General features: G+C 55.5%; 15 protein-coding genes, 5 tRNA genes and 1 pseudogene. 15 read left to right on the forward strand and 6 right to left on the reverse strand.

Annotated features, from left to right (window positions below):
* Positions 1-143 precede the first annotated feature (143 nt).
* The 9 genes and pseudogenes from FDY98_RS23080 (at position 144) to FDY98_RS23120 (ending at position 7,615) form a co-directional block, all read left to right on the forward strand.
* The gene (locus tag FDY98_RS23080; RefSeq protein ID WP_081742647.1) at positions 144-1,982 is read left to right on the forward strand and encodes a tetratricopeptide repeat protein; all 1,839 of its coding nucleotides are present in this window, start codon (positions 144-146) and stop codon (positions 1,980-1,982) included.
* 109 nt (positions 1,983-2,091) lie between these two features.
* The gene (gene lolB, locus FDY98_RS23085; protein ID WP_027960053.1) at positions 2,092-2,754 is read left to right on the forward strand and encodes a lipoprotein insertase outer membrane protein LolB; all 663 of its coding nucleotides are present in this window, start codon (positions 2,092-2,094) and stop codon (positions 2,752-2,754) included.
* Positions 2,755-2,768: 14 nt separating this feature from the next.
* A pseudogene (gene ispE / locus FDY98_RS23090) lies at positions 2,769-3,621 on the forward strand (4-(cytidine 5'-diphospho)-2-C-methyl-D-erythritol kinase).
* Positions 3,622-3,670: 49 nt separating this feature from the next.
* Positions 3,671-3,745 (forward strand) — tRNA-Gln (locus tag FDY98_RS23095).
* A gap of 58 nt (positions 3,746-3,803) precedes the next feature.
* On the forward strand, positions 3,804-4,745 hold the full coding sequence (locus FDY98_RS23100) for a ribose-phosphate diphosphokinase (RefSeq protein ID WP_196518294.1): 942 nt from the start codon (positions 3,804-3,806) through the stop codon (positions 4,743-4,745).
* 96 nt (positions 4,746-4,841) lie between these two features.
* Positions 4,842-5,486 (forward strand): 50S ribosomal protein L25/general stress protein Ctc, encoded by a 645-nt coding sequence (locus FDY98_RS23105; protein WP_009287568.1) that lies wholly within the window; start codon positions 4,842-4,844, stop codon positions 5,484-5,486.
* Between the two features lie 192 nt (positions 5,487-5,678).
* A complete protein-coding gene (pth, locus tag FDY98_RS23110; protein ID WP_022522562.1) occupies positions 5,679-6,266 on the forward strand; it encodes an aminoacyl-tRNA hydrolase in 588 nt (195 codons plus the stop codon).
* A 104-nt stretch (positions 6,267-6,370) separates the two neighbouring features.
* Positions 6,371-7,462 carry a redox-regulated ATPase YchF gene (gene ychF / locus FDY98_RS23115; protein WP_027960052.1) on the forward strand — a complete coding sequence of 364 codons (1,092 nt, stop codon included), beginning with the start codon at positions 6,371-6,373 and terminating at the stop codon, positions 7,460-7,462.
* A gap of 76 nt (positions 7,463-7,538) precedes the next feature.
* Positions 7,539-7,615 (forward strand) — tRNA-Met (locus FDY98_RS23120).
* Positions 7,616-7,705: 90 nt separating this feature from the next.
* Here the strand turns inward: FDY98_RS23120 and FDY98_RS23125 are convergent.
* Positions 7,706-9,010, reverse strand: coding sequence for a M18 family aminopeptidase (locus tag FDY98_RS23125; RefSeq protein WP_027960051.1), 1,305 nt, complete (start codon positions 9,008-9,010; stop codon positions 7,706-7,708).
* 138 nt (positions 9,011-9,148) lie between these two features.
* On the opposite strand from FDY98_RS23125, the gene FDY98_RS23130 reads away from it, so the two are divergent.
* On the forward strand, positions 9,149-11,272 hold the full coding sequence (locus tag FDY98_RS23130) for a carboxy terminal-processing peptidase (RefSeq protein ID WP_027960050.1): 2,124 nt from the start codon (positions 9,149-9,151) through the stop codon (positions 11,270-11,272).
* A 91-nt stretch (positions 11,273-11,363) separates the two neighbouring features.
* Here the strand turns inward: FDY98_RS23130 and FDY98_RS23135 are convergent, their stop codons facing one another.
* The 4 genes from FDY98_RS23135 to FDY98_RS23150 all read right to left on the reverse strand — a co-directional run bounded on the left by FDY98_RS23135 (position 11,364) and on the right by FDY98_RS23150 (position 12,308).
* The gene (locus FDY98_RS23135; RefSeq protein WP_022522558.1) at positions 11,364-11,729 is read right to left on the reverse strand and encodes a metalloregulator ArsR/SmtB family transcription factor; all 366 of its coding nucleotides are present in this window, start codon (positions 11,727-11,729) and stop codon (positions 11,364-11,366) included.
* Between the two features lie 162 nt (positions 11,730-11,891).
* A tRNA-Asn gene (locus FDY98_RS23140) sits at positions 11,892-11,967 on the reverse strand.
* Between the two features lie 96 nt (positions 11,968-12,063).
* Positions 12,064-12,139: transfer RNA gene (locus FDY98_RS23145), tRNA-Asn, on the reverse strand.
* A 93-nt stretch (positions 12,140-12,232) separates the two neighbouring features.
* Positions 12,233-12,308 (reverse strand) — tRNA-Asn (locus tag FDY98_RS23150).
* 198 nt (positions 12,309-12,506) lie between these two features.
* Between FDY98_RS23150 and miaB the strand changes: the two genes are divergently transcribed.
* The 5 genes from miaB (at position 12,507) to lnt (ending at position 18,321) form a co-directional block, all read left to right on the forward strand.
* Positions 12,507-13,850: a tRNA (N6-isopentenyl adenosine(37)-C2)-methylthiotransferase MiaB gene (miaB, locus tag FDY98_RS23155; RefSeq protein WP_009288234.1), complete on the forward strand. Its 1,344-nt coding sequence runs from the start codon at positions 12,507-12,509 to the stop codon at positions 13,848-13,850.
* A 285-nt stretch (positions 13,851-14,135) separates the two neighbouring features.
* A complete protein-coding gene (locus FDY98_RS23160) occupies positions 14,136-15,215 on the forward strand; it encodes a PhoH family protein (protein WP_009288233.1) in 1,080 nt (359 codons plus the stop codon).
* A complete protein-coding gene (gene ybeY, locus FDY98_RS23165; RefSeq protein WP_009288232.1) occupies positions 15,212-15,697 on the forward strand; it encodes an rRNA maturation RNase YbeY in 486 nt (161 codons plus the stop codon). Before FDY98_RS23160 ends, ybeY begins: the two co-directional genes overlap by 4 nt.
* A gap of 179 nt (positions 15,698-15,876) precedes the next feature.
* Positions 15,877-16,776: an HlyC/CorC family transporter gene (locus FDY98_RS23170; protein WP_009288231.1), complete on the forward strand. Its 900-nt coding sequence runs from the start codon at positions 15,877-15,879 to the stop codon at positions 16,774-16,776.
* A 63-nt stretch (positions 16,777-16,839) separates the two neighbouring features.
* Positions 16,840-18,321, forward strand: coding sequence for an apolipoprotein N-acyltransferase (lnt, locus tag FDY98_RS23175; RefSeq protein WP_027960049.1), 1,482 nt, complete (start codon positions 16,840-16,842; stop codon positions 18,319-18,321).
* Between the two features lie 131 nt (positions 18,322-18,452).
* Here lnt and FDY98_RS23180 read toward each other — a convergent pair whose 3' ends face one another.
* On the reverse strand, positions 18,453-19,514 hold the full coding sequence (locus tag FDY98_RS23180) for an NAD(P)-dependent alcohol dehydrogenase (RefSeq protein WP_009288229.1): 1,062 nt from the start codon (positions 19,512-19,514) through the stop codon (positions 18,453-18,455).
* Between the last annotated feature and the right edge of the window lie 38 nt (positions 19,515-19,552).

A 19,552-nucleotide genomic window follows, 5' to 3' on the forward strand; every position in this document is an offset into this window, starting at 1 on the left:
TTTAATAAGTAGGCATAAAGTTTGCTGACCACTTTTTCAAGGAGGAACATTCTATCACAGCAGGCTATCATCTGGCCCACACCACTTTGCCGCAGGCAGGCAAGCCGCTATGCTGGGCATCTGGCCACTTAATCGAGAGACGCATGCGACCTCGCTTTTCTTTATTGGGCCCTGGTTTAAAGGGCTCTACCTGTTCGGGCTTCTCACTAGTGAGCGCTATGTTCCGGCATTCGATGCGATTACCTTTGGCCGCTTCTGCTGCTCTGCTGCTGAGCGCCTGCCAATCTACGCCCAGCCCTCAGGATAGCCACCTCGGCACCTGGGCCGATGACCCAATGCGCAATGCGCCGCCAATAACCCGCGGGCTGGATGCCGCGGGGCTCAGTACGCTGCTGGGCGCTGAGCTTGCTGGCCAGCGTGGCGACTATCGCTACGCGAGCCAGGGCTACCTGGAAGCGGCTAAGCGCTATCGCGAGCCAGCGCTTGCTGAACGCGCCACCTTCGCGGCCCGCTTTGGCGATGAAGCTTCATTAGTCGAAGCCTCGGCACTTCGCTGGCGAGAGCTTGCCCCCCAGGCAGAAGCACCCAATCGTCTGCTGGCGGCCTTTTCACTGCAGCGTGGTGATTGGCTCGACAGCCTTGAACAGCGCATTGCGATTGCTGAAGCTGGCGGCCATGGCGATATCACCGCCTTTGCAGAGATCGCGGTGGCTGAAGAGGCACCATTAACGTTGATCGCCCAGCAGCTGCGTGAGCATTTAGCCCGCCCAAACACTGACCAACTGCCCCATCACAGCGATGTACTGTTGGGCACGGCACTGATTGAGGCTGCCCTGGGTGATACAACGCTTGCCCAGCGGCGGCTTGATCAAGTCGAGTTGCTCGACCCCGAATCTGCTGCGTTATGGTTGGTGAAAGCTCGCTTGGCACTGGAGGTTGAGGATTACCCGGCCGCTCAACGCGCTGCCCAACAGGGCCTTGAACTCGCCCCTGACGATGTGCGGTTTATCCTGCTACTGGCTCAAGCAGAAATCCGCCTTAACAATATTAGCGCGGCTGAAGTGCAAACCAACGCTCTGCTAGAGAGCCATGCAGGCAATGAAGATCTGCGCTTATCGCTAGCCCAGCTTTATCTGGAAGAGGGGCACCCCGAACCCGCGCAACGCTTGCTGCAGCCGCTGATTGGCCAACCTAACGTGCCAGATTTAGCCTATTACCTACTTGGCGCCATCACCCAAGAGCAAGGCGATATCGATAATGCGCTGCTCTATTATCGCCAAGTCAGCGAGGGCAGTGAATTTTTGCCCGCTCGCGCGGCGGCCGCGCAAATGCTGATTGAGGAAGATCGTCTGCTGGATGCTCGCGCCTTCCTACGCATTGAACGGATGCGCTTTGATAATTACTTTACTGAATTGGTGATGCTCGAAGTCCAGTTGCTGGACGAAATAAATCAACCTGCGGACGCTGATGCGCTATTAGACCGCGAAATTAGCCGTACACCTGATGACGCATCGCTGCTTTATATGCGTGCCATGCGGCGTTGGGAAGCAGGCGACATCGCGGGCATGGAGCAGGATTTGCGTCAGATACTGCGCACCGACCCAGACAATGCCGAAGCGCTCAATGCGCTGGGCTACACACTGGCCGACCTTAACTTGCCAGGGCGCTTGCAAGAGGCGTTTGAGCTGATTGAGCGTGCCTACGAGGCTGATCCGGACAACCCTGCCGTGCTCGATAGCATGGGCTGGGTCTACTTCCGCCTTGGCGAACCTGAAGAAGCGCTGCCCTGGCTTGAAAGCGCCTATATGCAGCTACCTGACCAGGAGGTCGCTGCGCATCTGGCCGAAGTGCTAAATGCACTGGGGCGTGATGAAGAAGCGCGCCAGTTGATCCAGCAAATCATGCAGCGGACGAACCAACACCCACTGATCGACGGGCTACTCGAGCGTTATCCTGAGCTAAGCCCTGAGCTCAGTCCTTAAATAAGTCCTGAACTAACGCCGCCAGAGGCACCCTAACCCTGCGAACCCCATTTTAAGCGCCCCCATCATGTTACCCTTGCGCTATAACCACCTGACATGGAGCCTGTTTATGTTGACACTGACGTCCCCCTCGCCCCGCTGGCCATTGACACGTCACACTTCGCGCCTCTGGCTTGCCGGCTTCGCGCTTCTCTTGCTCGCCGGCTGTGCCTCCCAGGCTCCCATAGATGAAAGTGGCCGCCAGGCAGGTCAGTGGGAACGCCAGCAGGCCGATGTAGAAGCATTCGATACCTGGACGCTGGTCGGCAAGGCAGGATTGCGCACCCCAGAAGAGAACGTCAGCGCCAACCTGGACTGGAATCAAACCCCCTACTATTTCCGTATGCTGATCAGCGGGCCCTTTGGCGGCGGACGCAACGTGCTTGAGGGGCGCGAGGGACGTTTCTCCCTCTCCAATAGCGACGGCCGCTTTGAGGCAGAAACCCCAGAAGCGCTTATGGAAGAGCAGTTGGGCTGGTCACTCCCCGTCACCGCTATGCCCAACTGGGTGCGCGGCCTGCCCGGTGATCCTGATAATGACAATACCGGCAGTTATCAGCTAGAAACCGACGAACTGGGCTTTCCTAGCCATCTTACCCAAGACGGCTGGGAAATCGACTACCGCGACTGGGAGAAAGTCGACGATTTATGGCTGCCACGGCGCATGGTCATGCACTACGATGATGTGCGTATTACGCTGGTCGTCAACCAGTGGCAAGCTAGCGAAGAGTAAAGGTAACCGTTTCAATGAACGCGCCATTAACGCTTCCCGCGCCGGCCAAGCTTAACCGCATGCTGCATATAGTGGGCCGTCGTGAAGACGGCTACCACGCACTGCAAACGCTATTTCAGTTTATCGACCTGTGCGACCACCTTACGTTGGCCCCCCGCGATGACGGGGAAATTCAGTTAACCAGTGAGGTTAGCGGCGTTAGCCACGATGACAATTTGATCGTACGCGCCGCACGGTTATTGCAACAGCATAGCGGCACTGCACTAGGCGCTACGCTTACGATCGATAAGCAGTTGCCGATGGGAGGCGGTTTAGGGGGTGGCAGTTCCAACGCAGCCACCGCATTAGTGGGGCTCAACCACCTCTGGCAGCTCAATCTACCATTAGTCGAACTAGCTCGCCTGGGGCTTCAGCTGGGGGCCGATGTGCCGGTATTCGTACATGGCCATAGCGCCTGGGGCGAAGGCGTTGGCGAACGGCTTACCCCGGTGACGCTTGATACCCCTTGGTTTGTGATTATTCACCCGGGTATTAGTGTGTCTACGTCAGGCGTCTTCCAAGACCCGCAATTGACACGTGACAGCCGCCCCATTACTATGGCGCGCGCACTGCAGGGGGGCGCCGGAGTGGCGCAATGACTGTGAGGCCGTGGTAAAGGAACGCTATCCGCCAATTGCGGAAGCCCTGAACTGGCTTGCACAGCACGCACCTAGTCGGTTGACCGGCACGGGGGCTTGTCTATTTGCTGCTTTCGATACACAGCAATCGGCACAAGCAATCGCGCAATTAGCGGGACAACATTGGCCGGCATGGGTAGCACGCGGACTCAACACCTCTCCCCTACATGATGCTCTGGGCTATTTATAGTTCCGCTCTGGGCAGCTAAAAGCGCCCGGTCAGTGCGTTAGGTTATTGCTGGGGTATCGCCAAGTGGTAAGGCACCGGTTTTTGGTATCGGCATTCCCAGGTTCGAATCCTGGTACCCCAGCCAACCCAACAATGGCCTGCGTTTTTTCCCCTGATCCCCAACACTGCAAAGGTGGCTGCGCGTGTCAAAATTGATGGTTTTCGCCGGGAACGCCAATCCCGCACTCGCTCAAAAAATTGCCGAGAGCTTAGACAGCCGTATGGGTAACGCTACGGTGGGTCAATTCAGCGACGGCGAAATCGCAGTCGAGATCAATGAGAACGTGCGCGGTAAGGATGTCTTCATTCTACAATCCACCTGTGCACCGACAAACGACAATCTGATGGAGTTGATCCTGATGGTCGACGCACTGCGTCGCGCCTCGGCAACTCGCATCACGGCAGTACTTCCCTACTTTGGTTATGCTCGCCAGGATCGCCGCGTGCGCTCCGCACGGGTACCGATTTCCGCCAAAGTAGTGGCGGACATGATGGTTAAAGCAGGCGTTGACCGCGTGATGACCATGGATCTACATGCTGATCAGATCCAGGGCTTCTTTGATGTTCCTGTCGACAACGTCTACGGCTCTCCCATTCTGCTGGATGATATCGAGCGTCAGAATTACAGCGACCTCGTCGTTGTTTCCCCTGACGTGGGCGGCGTTGTTCGCGCCCGTGCCATCGCCAAACAGCTGAATGCCGATCTCGCCATTATCGATAAGCGTCGCCCTCAGGCCAACCAGGCCCAGGTGATGCATATCATCGGCGAGATTGAGGGCCGCACCTGTGTCGTAGTCGACGACATGATCGACACCGCAGGCACGCTGTGTAAAGCCGGTGAAGCGTTAAAAGATCACGGCGCCAAGCGCGTGGTGGCCTATGCGACACACCCGATCCTGTCCGGCCATGCGGTCGATAATATTACCAACTCCGTACTGGATGAAGTGGTGGTGACCGACACCATCCCGCTATCTGACGTTGCCCGTCGTAGCGGAAAAATTCGCCAGTTGAGCGTTGCTGGACTGATCGCAGAAGCGATTCGCCGGGTCAGCAACGAAGAATCTGTCAGCGCGATGTTCCACTAATCCGCTGACGATACAGCCCCCTTTTGGGGCCACGGAAACGTCGTCGTCTGGTCGCGGTCGGCGGCGTCTTCCTTACTTAAACTAAGAGGCAATTCCATGTCTGATTTTATCCTGAAAGCCAGCGTTCGTAACGACCTGGGGAAAGGTGCGAGCCGCCGCCTGCGTCGTGCGAACCAGCAAGTGCCGGCCGTTGTATACGGTGGCGAAAAAGGTGCGCAGTCCATCGCTGTTGAAAAAACCGCTTTCTACAAAGCGATTGAAGATGAGTCTTTCTTCTCTTCCGTCATCAAACTGATGATCGAAGGTAAAGAAGAGCAAGTCGTTGTTCGTGACCTGCAGCGTCACCCTTTCAAGCCGCTGCTGACCCACGCCGACTTCCTGCGCGTTGATGCGACTCACGAAATCACCATCAACGTGCCACTGCACGTGACGGGCGAAGAGAAGTGTGTCGGTATCAAAGACCAAGGCGGCGAACTGCACGTACTGGCCAACGAAGTGGCGATCAGCTGCTTGCCGAAAGACCTGCCTGACTTTATCGAAGTCGACATCGCTGCCGTTGAGCTTGGCACGACACTGCACCTGTCTGACCTTACCCTACCGGCCGGCGTCACCTCAGTTGACCTGTCCCACGGTGAAGAGCACGACAATGCAGTACTCAGCATCACGAAAGTAAAAGTGCGTGCTGATGCAGAAGATGAAGATGGTGAAAGCGAAGGCGAAGAAGACAGCAGCGCCGAGTAAGTATCCCGTTAAGCATCTTATGGGGGCCATGCCTGCATGGCCCTTGTGATGCTGACACGATGTTAGAATCAAGCGCCTCGGCGCTTGATTTTTTTTAGGGCCGTCGCTGGCGCGGCGTCAACCATGTTTTCTGGATTGTTTTAGTCTTCTGGATAGTTTTGGTCTTCTGAATATTTTGTGCGAGGTGGGAAGATGAGCCAGGTAACAGCCATTATTGGATTAGGCAACCCCGGAGCGGAATATGAAGCCACGCGCCATAACGCCGGTTTCTGGCTGGTAGAGGCTATTGCGCAGAGCGCCCATGCAGAGCTACGACCGGAAAAGAAATTTTTCGGCCACTACGCCAAGGTACGCCTAGGCGACCATGAACTGCACCTGCTCAACCCTGCCACCTTTATGAATCGCAGTGGCGCCGCGGTGGCAGCCTTGTGCCAGTTTTTCAAACTTGCCCCTGAAAACCTACTGGTCGCCCACGACGAGCTCGACCTCCCCCCCGGCCAAGCACGCTACAAAACCGGTGGCGGGCATGGAGGCCACAATGGCCTGCGCGATATTATTAGCGCACTAGGCGGCCAGAAGCAGTTTCACCGGGTACGAATTGGCATTGGTCACCCCGGCGAGGCGCGCCAAGTCACTAATTATGTACTGGGGCGTCCCGGCAAGGCCGAACACGAGGCCATTGTTCGCGCCATGGACGAGTGTGTCACCACCCTACCGCTAGCACTCGCGGGAGACTGGGCCAAAGCCATGAACCAGCTGCACAGCCTCAAGCCAGCATAGACGCCGCCAAAAGCTGTTAAGTTACGCCGGTAGCTGATGGCTAGCGCATCTCGTAGAATGGCGATTACTTTTACGCCCTACCACCTTATTCTCAGGAACATTTTATGGGTTTCAATTGCGGCATCGTCGGCCTGCCTAACGTCGGCAAGTCCACACTATTCAATGCACTGACCAAATCAGGCATCGATGCAGAAAACTTCCCCTTCTGTACCATTGAGCCGAACGTGGGTATCGTGCCGATGCCGGATCCGCGCCTTGATAAGCTCGCCGAGATCGTCAAGCCGCAAAAAGTACTGCCGACCACCATGGAGTTCGTCGACATTGCTGGCTTGGTCGCCGGGGCCTCCAAAGGTGAGGGCTTAGGCAACAAGTTTCTGGCTAACATTCGTGAAACCCAGGCGATTGCCCATGTGGTGCGCTGCTTCGATAACGACAACGTTATCCACGTAGCCAACCAGGTCGACCCGCGCGCCGATATCGAAACGATCAATTTAGAGCTGGCGCTGGCCGACCTGGATACTGTCGAAAAAGCCAGCCAGCGTCTGGTTCGTTCGGTGAAAGGCGGTGATAAAGAGGCCATTGCCACTAAGACGATTCTTGATCGTATTCAGCCCCACGTTGCGGAAGGCTTACCGCTACGCAGCTTTGGCTTAAGCGAGGAAGAGCAGCGCCAGGTGAAGAGCTTCGGCTTTTTGACTCTGAAGCCAACTATGTACATCGCTAACGTCAATGAAGATGGTTTTGAGAACAATCCTTACCTGGATATTGTTAACGAAATCGCCGCTGAAGAAGGCGCGCTTGTGGTGCCTGTTTGCAATCAGCTGGAAGCCGAAATTGCCGAGCTGGATGATGAAGAGCGCTCGATGTTCTTAAGTGAGATGGGCATGGATGAACCAGGCCTTGATCGTGTCATTCGCGCGGGCTACTCACTGCTGGGTCTGCAAACCTACTTCACTGCCGGTGTTAAAGAAGTGCGCGCCTGGACAGTGAAAGAAGGTGCCACAGCCCCCGAAGCCGCTGGCGTGATTCACACCGACTTCCAAAAAGGCTTTATCCGTGCTGAAGTGGTTGCCTATGAGGACTTCGTATCGCTAGGCGGTGAGCAGGCAGCCAAAGACGCCGGGAAATGGCGCCTGGAAGGCAAAGAGTACATTGTCAAAGATGGCGATGTGGTGCACTTCCGCTTTAATGTGTAAGCGGCAACACCCATACGACCAGCAATAAAACATTGACTGAAGGCGGGGTTATCAGTATCATTCGCCCCCGTTGAAAGGCTACGTAGCTCAGCTGGTTAGAGCACATCACTCATAATGATGGGGTCCCCTGTTCAAATCAGGGCGTAGCCACCAAGCATATTAAAAGCCCGCTAATTTTATTTAGCGGGCTTTTTTGTGTTGCAAAGCTGTTATTGCTAAGCAAAATTCAGCTATTTGCTTGGACTAGCTTAACGCAGGACGGTTTAGAAATAGCGTTAGGGCGCGGGTTAGATACTCGACATCTTTAGTACCCGCGGTTTCCCGAATCGAATGCATCGCCCATTGAGGCACCCCCACATCAATAGTGGGCACACCCAGCTCGGTGGCGGTAATCGGGCCAATCGTACTGCCACAGCCCATATCCGCCCGGGTAACAAACGACTGCACGGGTACGTCAGCCTCACGACAGACATCGCGAAACAGCGCACCAGTGACACTATTGGTGGCGTAACGCTGGCTGGAGTTCACCTTGATGACCGGGCCACCATTAATCGCTGGACCATGGCGCTCATCGTGCTTGTCGCGAAAGTTAGGATGCAGTGCGTGGGCATTATCGCAAGAAATCATCAGCGACGACTGAATCAGTTGAATCAGCGACTCGTCGTCTCCCTTGCCCACCTGGCCATTAATGCGCTTTAGCACATCCGCCAAGAATGGGCCTTGGGCACCACAGGCACTGGCACTGCCGACTTCCTCGTGATCGTTGGCCACCAACAAAGCGCCTTGACTGCCATCGCAAGCCAAGAGTGCCTCTAAACCGATGAAGCAGGAGAGCAAGTTATCCAACCGGGCGCTGGCCACCAGTTCTTGCTTAACACCGACCAGGGACGGTGGCTGAACATCGTAAAAGCCTAATTCAAAGTCCACTACTTCCACTGCACGCAGGCCGTGCTGCTCTTCTAACCACTGCGCCACTAGCTCGCCTAGCGTAGCCGTATCGCTCTGCATCAATACTGGCGCCATTTGCGTCTGCGGGTTAATCGGCCGTCCTGCGTTGACATCACGATCCAGGTGAATCGCCAGGCTCGGCACCATGGCAATTGCCTGATCGACATTAAGCAATACGCTTTCCAAGCGACCATCGGCATGGCGCACATGCACACGCCCTGCCAGCCCCAGGTCACGGTCAAACCACGGCGCCAACAAAACACCGCCATACACCTGCACTCCCAACTGTAGCCAGCCTGCAGAGCACTGCGTGGCGTTAGGCTTTAGATGCAGCCCAGGGCTATCGGTGTGGGCACCGATCATACGCAACGCCGTCACTTCAGACTCAGGCAACTGAAAAGCAATAATCGCCGAATCATTACGGGTGACATAGTAGCGCTTGCCCGGGGTTAGCTGCCAATTGGCCTTCTCTTCCAGCCGCTGAAAACCAGCTTGCTCCAATCGCTCAGCCATATTGCCTGCAGCGTGCCACGGGGTCGGTGATTGGCGCAGAAAATCGCATAACCGCGTTAAACGATCAGCGTTGAAAGTCTCGGACATGGAAATCCTCATAACAGTAATGATTGAGTCTCATCGCGCAGGCGACCTGCTACAATACCCCTTCGACCTACGCAACTCATGGGTCATATGCGAGTCTAGGGAAGAATGAGTGTACACAAATCCGGGAGAGCTTGACTGATGAGCTTGTTTGCAACGCTTTCGCGTTCGGTCGCCCTGGCTGTCATGCTGGTTGTTACCAGCCCAGCCGCCTTGGCGCAACTTGAGCCGACCGACGAACAACGCCAGGCGGCAGTGGAAATTGCGGACTCGCTCCGCTACGGCCATTATGCTGATATTACATTTGATGAAGCGTGGTCGCAGGATGCTTTCCAACGCTATTTGGATATTCTGGACGGCCAGCGCGCCTACCTGCTGCGCAGTGATATCGAGCCCTATCGTCACTTAGAGACGGGCATGGCAGACGCTCTTTTCAATGGTGAGTTGGATGATGCGTTTGATCTCTATAACACCTTTAGTGATCGGCAACGGTCGCGCCTTGAGTCTTTGTTGGCAAAGCTGGACGAAGGCCTTGATTTCGATTTTGAAAGCAACGAGCGTTTAGAAATTGATCGTGAAGAGGCGCCCTGGGCATCCCGGCAAAGCGAGCTTGACGAGCTATGGCGCAAGCGGCTTAAAAACGACGCCTTAACGCTCGCCCTGACCGATCAGGATAGCGAACAGATTGAAGACAACCTGCGCCAGCGCTATGAAGGCCAACTAACGCGGCTGGAGCAAACCGAGTCTGAAGATGTATTTGGCGTACTGATGGCAGCCGTTACTAGCAGTATCGACCCACATACTGGCTACCTCTCCCCTCGCCAGGGCGAATCCTTCGATATTCAGATGAGCCTCTCCCTTGAGGGCATTGGCGCCCTACTTCAGTCCGATGGTGAATATGTCAAAGTTTCCAGCCTTGTGCCCGGCGGCCCAGCGGAGCGCGCCGGCGTACTTGAGCCAGCGGATCGTATCATCGCCGTAGGCCAGGAAGAGGGTGAGATGGTCAATGTGGTCGGCATGCGCCTGGACAACGTGGTGGATCTGATTCGCGGCCCCAAAGGCTCCGTTGTTCGCTTGGACGTGGTACCTGCCCAAGCGGTGGATATGACCCGCTCGCAAACCGTTGAGATTACCCGTGACACCGTTAGCCTTGAAGACCAAGCCGCCCATGGCGAAGTGATTGAAGTCGAGCGTGATGGAGAACCTCACCGCTTAGGGGTGATTAACATCCCGACGTTCTACGTCGATTTTGACGCCTGGCAAGCGGGTGAAGAGGAGTATCGCAGCACTACTCGCGATGTTGCCAAAGAAGTCGAACGCCTTAAAGAAGAGGGCGTGGAAGGTATCGTGCTTGACCTACGCAACAACGGCGGCGGTGCGCTCCAGGAAGCCAACTCGCTTATTGGCCTGTTTATCGACCGCGGCCCCACCGTACAAGTGCGCGATGCCCAGGGGCGCATTCAACTGTATGGCGACAGCGAAGCAGGGACACTTTATGACGGCCCGCTAGGGGTGCTGGTGAATCGCCTCTCCGCCTCTGCCTCTGAGATTTTTGCCGGTGCGATTCAGGATTATGGTCGCGGTTTAGTATTGGGCACGCCGACGTTTGGCAAAGGCACCGTGCAGACGCTCAACGAGCTGAGCCATGGTCAGATCAAACTGACTCGCGCCAAGTTCTACCGCATTTCTGGCGACAGCACCCAGAACCGCGGCGTTGAGCCGGACATCGACTTCCCCAGCCTGATTGACCCCGAGCGGATTGGTGAGAGCAGCCTGGATAATGCCCTGGCCTGGGACACCGTTCAGAACGTCCAGTATCGCCGCTATGGCGAACCTGAAACCATGCTGGATAAACTGATAGCCCAGCACGACGCACGCGCCCAGGACAATGCCAACTTCCGCTATTTAGAGCGTCAGTCCACGCTGGCCCGCCAGTTACGCGAGCAGCATACCAGCGTGAGCCTAAATCGCGAGCAGCGTAAGCGTGAAATGGAAGCCCAGGAAGCCGAGCAGCTTTCGCTGGAAAACCAACGCCGCCGAGCACTGGGCCTTGAAGAACTGGATGAGTGGATGGATGCTCGTACGGATGCCACCGAAAGCGTCACAGAAGGAATTGAGGACGCAGAGGCAACCCAAGACAGTGAAGGGGAAAGCGACGAAGATGACGCACTGGCTGTTGATCGCGCCTATGTGCTCGAATCGGCTGAAATCCTGCTCGACTACGCCCGCCTGCAAGACACTCAGCGGTTAGCCGCAAAGCGCTAAGTACGCCGAGTTAAAATAAGCTAGTTAAAAAAACGCCGCCCTTCGCAAGGGGCGGCGTTTTGGTTTTAACGTTTTGGCTTTAACCCTGGTTTCAACAGAGCGCCGCCAGGCGGGCTGGCCGGTCACCCATTTTGGTTAAGCGCCGAGTCAGCGCAGCTAACTGGGCGGCACTGCCCTGGCCACCCGCGCGAATCACCTCATGAGCCCAGGCAGGCAACTGGGGGGCAAGCCGGTAATAGACCCACTGCCCCTCACGCTGATCACTCAGCAATCCACACTGACGCAGCTGAGCCAAATGACGCGATACTTTAGGCTGGGACTCCTGCAGCGCATAAGTCATTTCGCACACGCAAAGCTCCTGCTCTTGAGCCACCAGCAGCACCAGCATCAAACGCGTCTCATCGCTTAAACATTTAAACACCTGCAAGGCTTGCGGTGTATTCACTTTGCCCACCATAAACTTCCCAGACTGATTGACTATGTGTAGTTTACGCCACAAGAACCGTTAGCAGTAAGCACCACGCGAATGCGCGGCATTCAGGCACAGAAAAACACCCAGATGCCATTAAGCAGCGGGTATTAAAGAAACAGTGAGACTTAGACTAACAGGGGGATTAAATGGCTCCTCGAGCAGGACTCGAACCTGCGACCCAATGATTAACAGTCATTTGCTCTACCAACTGAGCTATCGAGGAACAGTGCACTACCTGTTATATGAAGATATCCCCGTATCGGCATATCTTAAACAGCTAGCTAATGCGCAGTACCTGTGAAGTACTGATGTGATAACTTGGCTCCTCGAGCAGGACTCGAACCTGCGACCCAATGATTAACAGTCATTTGCTCTACCAACTGAGCTATCGAGGAACATCTTAAGCTATTTTTTCATAAGCGCTGTCTTTTCAAACGCTATCGTGTTTAAAGCGAAACCAAAATTGCTAATAACTTCCAGCAATTGATTGGCTCCTCGAGCAGGACTCGAACCTGCGACCCAATGATTAACAGTCATTTGCTCTACCAACTGAGCTATCGAGGAACTGCTCAAACACGGTGCGTAGTATACCCATAGAATCGTGAGGGTCAAGTATCGATTATGGATGAACGCTAGCCGCTGGTTTCTTGTATCCGTATAATGCGCCAACTAACGATAGCGGTTCGGGCACCATCATTGCCGACCGCACGACGACACTCCATTCATCCTCGTCCCCCGACGACTCATAGATGACAGGTACCGATGGCGAAGAAGCTCTTCATCAAAACGCACGGCTGCCAAATGAACGAGTACGACTCCTCCCGCATGGCGGATCTACTCGGCGAATCTCACCAGCTCGAACTCACTGATAATGAGCGTGAAGCCGATGTCATTCTGTTAAACACCTGCTCGATTCGCGAAAAAGCGCAGGAAAAAGTTTTTCATCAGCTGGGACGCTGGAAAAAACTTAAAGACGCCAATCCCAACCTGGTGATTGGCGTGGGCGGCTGCGTGGCAAGCCAGGAAGGCGAAGCCATTCGCAAGCGCGCGCCTCACGTGGACATGGTGTTCGGGCCGCAAACCCTGCACCGCGTACCCTCAATGCTGGATGCCCGTGGCAATAATCAGATTGCGGCGGTAGATGTCACCTTTCCAGAGATCGAAAAATTCGACCACCTGCCCAAGCCCTCTTCTGATGGCGCAACGGCGTTTGTGTCGATCATGGAAGGTTGCTCAAAGTACTGCACCTTCTGCGTGGTGCCCTACACCCGCGGTGAAGAAGTCTCGCGCCCCTTTGAGGCGGTAATGGATGAAGTCATTCACCTTTCCGACCAGGGCGTGCGCGAGATCAACCTGTTGGGCCAGAACGTCAATGCCTACCGCGGTGAAAACCAGCTTGGCGATGAAATCGACCTGGCCGAACTGATTGCCTGCGTTGCGGCGGTTGAGGGCATTGACCGCATCCGCTTTACCACCTCACACCCGGTGGAGTTTACCGACAGCCTAGTTGACGCCTTTGCCGATATCCCTGAGCTGGTGAGCCACCTTCACCTGCCGGTACAGTCGGGTTCAGACCGTATTCTTACTGCCATGAAGCGCGGGCATACGGCGGCCGAATACATTGAAAAGATGGAGCGCATCCGCGCCAACCGCCCGGACATCAGCTTCTCTTCTGACTTCATCATCGGCTTCCCCGGCGAAACAGAAGAAGATTTTGAAGCGACGATGAATTTAATTCATCAAATCGGCTTCGATCATTCGTTCAGCTTCGTTTACTCCGCACGCCCCGGCACACCTGCTTCTGGCCTGCCGGATGAAACACCGGAGAGTGTCAAAAAGCAGCGTCTGGCGATTCTGCAGGAGCGGATCATTCAGCAAACCGCGCAAATTAGCCGCCGCATGGTCGGCAGCACACAGCGTGTACTGGTTAACGGCTTTTCGCCCCGCGACCCCGGCCAGCTCTCAGGGCGTACCGAGAATAACCGAGTGGTTAACTTCCGCGCTGCCAACCCCACCGAACTAATCGGCTACTTTGTCGATGTAGAGATCACCGAGGCATTTCCCAATTCGCTACGCGGTGAGCTTGCCTCACCTGAGCGCTATTGATTGTTTAACGCATTTATAAATGCCCGATAACGAGTGCGAGAACAGGTTGTAGCGAGGGTCTTTTGCCAGGGCCGGAAAGGGTTCCCAACAATTCCGGCATTTCCGCCATCCATGGCGGTCAGATGGCAAAAGTAGCGCCCAAGGAAGGGTTCACAGCGCCCTCGCGGAAACCTGCTCTCGGCACCGTACTGTATAAAGTACCTTTCAGTTAGCATAGATCATTGCCCCGCTTCTGGTGGGGCAGTAAGCTGAACGATACACACACTAACGAGGGGTTCCCCACTCTTGAGCCAGCCAACACCTCAGGCCAATCGCATCATCACCTTAAGCCTTGAACCCAATGATCCGCAGCGCCTTGCTAGCCTTTGCGGCCAGCAGGACGAGCATTTGAAGCTGATTGAAAGCCGCCTAGATGTGACGCTGCGCAACCGGGGCAATGTGTTCCAACTGGCGGGCCCAGCCAACCGCATCAAAGCAGCGGCGAACGTGTTGGAACACCTCTATCGCGAAACAGCGGCGAGCGAACTTGAGGCCGACACTGTGCACCTGTTCCTGCAAGAGTCCGGGCTTGAAGCGCTGGAAGAGGAAGCTGACGGCGTCGGCAGCAGCGATGAAGTGATCATGCGCACCCCACGCACCATGATCAAACCGCGCGGGCTCAACCAGCAGCGCTACGTATCAAGTATCCGTGAACACGACATCAATTTCGGCATTGGCCCTGCGGGTACCGGTAAAACCTACCTCGCTGTTGCCGCCGCGGTTGAGGCACTCAACCAACAGGAAGTACGCCGCATCCTGCTCGTGCGCCCGGCGGTGGAAGCGGGTGAAAAACTTGGCTTCTTGCCCGGCGACCTGGCCCAGAAAATCGATCCCTACCTGCGGCCCCTTTACGATGCCCTGTATGAAATGATTGGCTTCGAGCAGGTGGCAAAACTGATTGAGCGTCAGGTGATTGAGATTGCCCCGCTGGCCTATATGCGTGGCCGCACACTCAATAACTCCTACATCATTCTGGATGAGAGCCAGAACACCACCCCGGAGCAGATGAAAATGTTCCTGACCCGGATTGGCTTTGGCTCCACCGCCGTGATTACCGGCGACGTGACCCAGGTCGATCTCCCCAAAGGCCAGCGTTCAGGGCTGATTCAGGTGCTCGACGTGTTGAAAGACACTCAAGGCATCGGCGTCACCCACTTTGCCGCCAAGGATGTGGTACGCCACCCGCTGGTACAGCGCATTATCGAAGCCTACGATATGTTCGAATCCCAGCAGGAAGTGGAAGAGCGTGCTCGCCGCGAGGCACGCCAGCAAGAGCGTGACGCACGTATGCAGGCACGCGAAGACGCATGGGATAGTTCGCGATGAGCGAGGCCATTGAAGTCATCGTTGATCGTCAGGCGGCGATTGACGAACCACTGCTACCCAGCCTGCCACAGCTCACCCAGTGGGTGGGCTGTGTGTTTGCCCACCACCCTGACGATCAGCGTCTTGAAGTGACTATTCGCTTTGTGGATGAGCTTGAAAGCCAAACGCTCAACCGTGATTACCGCGGCAAAGACAAAACCACCAACGTGCTGTCATTCCCTTTTGAGAGCCCGCCGGGTGTGGATTTACCGTTACTCGGCGACCTGGTGATTTGCCATGCCGTGGTGGCCAAAGAAGCCAACGAGCAAAACAAGTCGATCGAGCACCACTACGCCCATATGGTCGTGCATGGCATCTTGCATTTAATGGGCTACGATCATATTGATGATCACGAGGCCGAGGAAATGGAGCAGTTTGAGCGCGAGCTGTTAGCCGAGCTAAGCATTCCTGATCCGTATGCTGACAGCCCCCCCGCTCAATAGGGAACACGCTTAGCCCCTTACCTCTTTATTATTTAGCGGTGAGTGCGTTAAATCACGTAACAACTAATCTGGTACTATCCCCCGTTTCAGTGATAAAACAGCTACCTGACGACATGGTTTATATAACGATGTCGTCAACGAGATAGCAACTGTCTGCCCGCAAACGAGAGAATTGACGCATGAGCGAAGACCGATCGAGCAACCCCAATCAAAAATCCTGGCTCGAGAAACTCTTTGGCGCCCTTTCCGGAGACAATGACGAACCCAGCTCACGCGATGAGCTGATGACGTTTTTACGCCATACCGCAGGGAAATTAAAGCTGGATCAAGACGCCATTATGATCATCGAAGGGGCGCTTGATATCAGCGATCAGCAGGTTCGTGAAGTGCTAATACCTCGCTCCCAGGTCTCAGCCATCGCTCTGGATCAAACCAGCGACGGCTACCTACCACTGATTCAGGAAACCGGCCACTCCCGCTACCCGGTGATTGGCGAAAATCTGGACGATGTAAAAGGCATTCTGCTGGTAAAAGATTTACTCCCCCTGCTCTCCCAGACACAGGCCCAGCGTGATGCGTTCAAGTTAGATGACATTTTGCGCCCCGCGATGTTTATCCCTGAATCAAAACGGCTAAACAGCCTACTCAAAGAGTTTCGGGATACCCACAATCACATGGCAGTGGTGGTGGATGAATACGGCGGCACCGCGGGCATTATCACCATCGAAGATATTCTTGAGCAGATCGTTGGCGACATCGAAGATGAGCACGATACCGATGAAGAGGACGATATCCGCGAAATAGAGAATGGCCGCTACGCCATTCGCGCACTGACCCCCATCGAAGATTTCAACGAACGCTTTGACACCGAGTTCTCTGACGATGAGTTCGATACCGTTGGCGGCCTGGTAATGCAGCAGTTTGGCCATCTACCGCGGCGCGGTGAACACACAATTCTGGGCGGCTGGCGGTTTGTGATTCTCAATGCCGACACCCGACGCATCCGTCTACTCGAAGCCTATCGCGACACCCGCCGCGATGACGAAGAGGATGATGACCAGGAGAACAAGCCAGCCTAGGCGCTTGTTGTCGCGCTGTTTTCTCTCCACTCCCTCGCACTTTACCGTAGATAGGTTATCGCTATGGGTTTACCCCCCGCGTTTTTGTTACAGCTGCTTGCCGCCCTGGTGGCGGGCGGTTTCACCACCCTAACGGCTTCCCCTTTTGAGCTTTGGTGGCTTGGCCCGGTGGCAATTGGCTTACTCTATGTGGGCCTGCACACTTTAACCCCCTCCCAAGCGGCCCTGAAGGGCTGGTTATATGGCGTGGCACTGTTCGCCAGCGGCACCTCTTGGGTGTATGTCTCTATCCACGACTATGGCTACACCGGTGTACCGCTAGCTGTTTTCCTAACAGCGCTGTTTGTGACGATTCTGGCGCTGTTTTTTGCCGGCACTTTCTGGCTCTACCGGCGCTTCACCTCCGCCCGGCTTGCGTTTATCAGCTTTGCTGGCGCCTGGGTACTGGGCGAGGTGCTACGCACCTACTTGTTTACCGGCTTTCCCTGGCTGTTGCTGGGCTCTGGCTACGTCGACTCGCCGCTGGCTGCCTGGGCACCCGTTGGCGGCGTCTACCTGCTCTCGCTGCTGGTCGCACTTAGCGGTGCGCTTGGCGCTGAACTACTGCTGCGCCGTCAGTGGTGGACACTTGCGCCACTGGCGTCTATTTGGCTAATTCCCTTGGCACTCCCCCATCAGTGGACCACGCCTGTGGACGAGCCCACGCGCGTGGCACTGCTACAGGGCAACCTGCCGCAGTTGCTGAAGTGGACGCCCGAAGGGCAGCGCACGGCGGCGAATACCTATAGCAACCTCACCCGCGAAGTCGCCGATGAGGTTGACCTGATCATCTGGCCAGAAACCGCGCTGCCAATGATGGAGACCCAGGCTCGCCCGGTGCTGGAGCGGGTGCAAGCGAACCTACCGCCCGACGTCGCTCTGCTCACCGGCATCGTTCAGCGCGACGAGCAGGAGCGTTACTTCAATAGCGTGATTGGCGTCGGCGACGTAGAGGGCAGCTACCAGAAAGAACACCTGGTGCCTTTTGGTGAGTACCTGCCGCTGGAGAGTGTACTCCGCGGGGCGATTGATTTTTTTGACCTGCCCATGTCGACCTTTACCAAAGGTGAGCATGAGCAAACACCGATGCAGGCCACCGGGATTCATATTGGTAACGCTATTTGCTATGAGATCATCTACCCACAGCTAGTCGCCCGCCGAGCCCAAGACAGCGGTGTCATCATGACGGTGTCTAACGACACCTGGTTTGGCGCCTCAATTGGCCCCCACCAGCATCTGCAGATGGCACGCCTACGCGCGCTAGAGAATGGACGCTATGTGATCCGCGCCACCAGCAATGGCATTACCGCTATTATCGATTCCAGTGGGCGCATTGTTGAACGCGCGCCGCAGTTTGAGACAACCACGCTCACCGGTGAGTTTTACGCCATGGAGGGTCTAACGCCTTTCACCCGCTTGGGTAGCTGGCCAGCTTGGCTGTTAGCAGGTTTGATGCTCTTGCCCGGCGTGGTGGCAGCAAGAGTCACACGCCAACCACGAAGTTGAAACGCCTCAGGCGCTAAAGTGGCTAGCTAGAAAAACGGCCCGAGTCCTCTGCAGGACTCGGGCCGTTTTGTTTTGCTCCAGCTAGCTACCTACCTGAGAGTGGATAGATAGGCAGCTAGACAATCCGTTATTTAGGCTGCACTGTTTTTTAGCGTGGCCATATCAATCACGAAACGATAGCGCACATCGCCTTTTTCCATGCGCTCAAAACCTTCGTTAATGTTATTGATATCGAGCATCTCGATATCACAGGTAATGCCCTGATCGGCGCACAGCTTGAGCAGCTCTTCAGTCTCCGCAATGCCACCAATTAGTGAACCGGCAACCACACGACGCTTAAAGACCAAATTGAACGCTTCAATAGCAGGCTCAATAGGCTCTAACAAGCCGACAATGATATGGGTACCGTCATACTTCAACGACGTTAGGTAGGGGTTTAGATCGTGTTGGACAGGTACAGTGTCGAGCATGAAATCAAAGGTTTCAGCCACGGCATCCATTTGTGCCTGGTCGCTGGAAACCACCACGTGGTCTGCACCGTTACGCTTCGCTTCTTCAACCTTGGCGTCGGAACGGGTGAACACCGTGACTTCAGCGCCCAACGCTTTGGCCAATTTAACGCCCATGTGGCCTAAGCCACCCATACCGATCACACCGACTTTATGGCCTTTGCCCACGCCGTGATGCTTGAGCGGTGAGTAAGTCGTTACACCGGCGCATAGAATCGGCGCCGCTGAGGCCAGATCAATACCATCAGGCATCTGTAGCACAAAGTGCTCGCTCACCACGATGGAATCGGAGTAGCCACCCTGGGTTAGGGTGCCATCCTGACGATCTTCGCTGCCGTAGGTCATGGTGAAGCCTTCCAGGCAGTACTGCTCTACGCCATCTTTACAGGCAGCACAGGTACGGCATGAATCGACCATGCAACCGACACCCACCAGGTCACCGGCTTTAAAACGCGATACTTTATCGCCCACAGAGGTCACGCGTCCGACAATCTCATGGCCAGGTACGACGGGATACTGGCTCATGCCCCAGTCATTGCGAGCAAAATGCAGATCGCTGTGGCAGACACCACAGTAGAGAATTTCGATGGCGACGTCATCGGGGCGCGGCTGGCGACGATCAAAAGTAAACGGTGCTAAGGGCTTATCGGCAGCGAATGCGGCGTAGGATAATGCTTGGCTCATCGGTGAAACTCCTTATCAGCAAAAGACTGCCATATAAA

The organism is Halomonas sp. PA16-9, from assembly GCF_009728585.1.
Lineage (GTDB): Bacteria > Pseudomonadota > Gammaproteobacteria > Pseudomonadales > Halomonadaceae > Vreelandella > Vreelandella titanicae.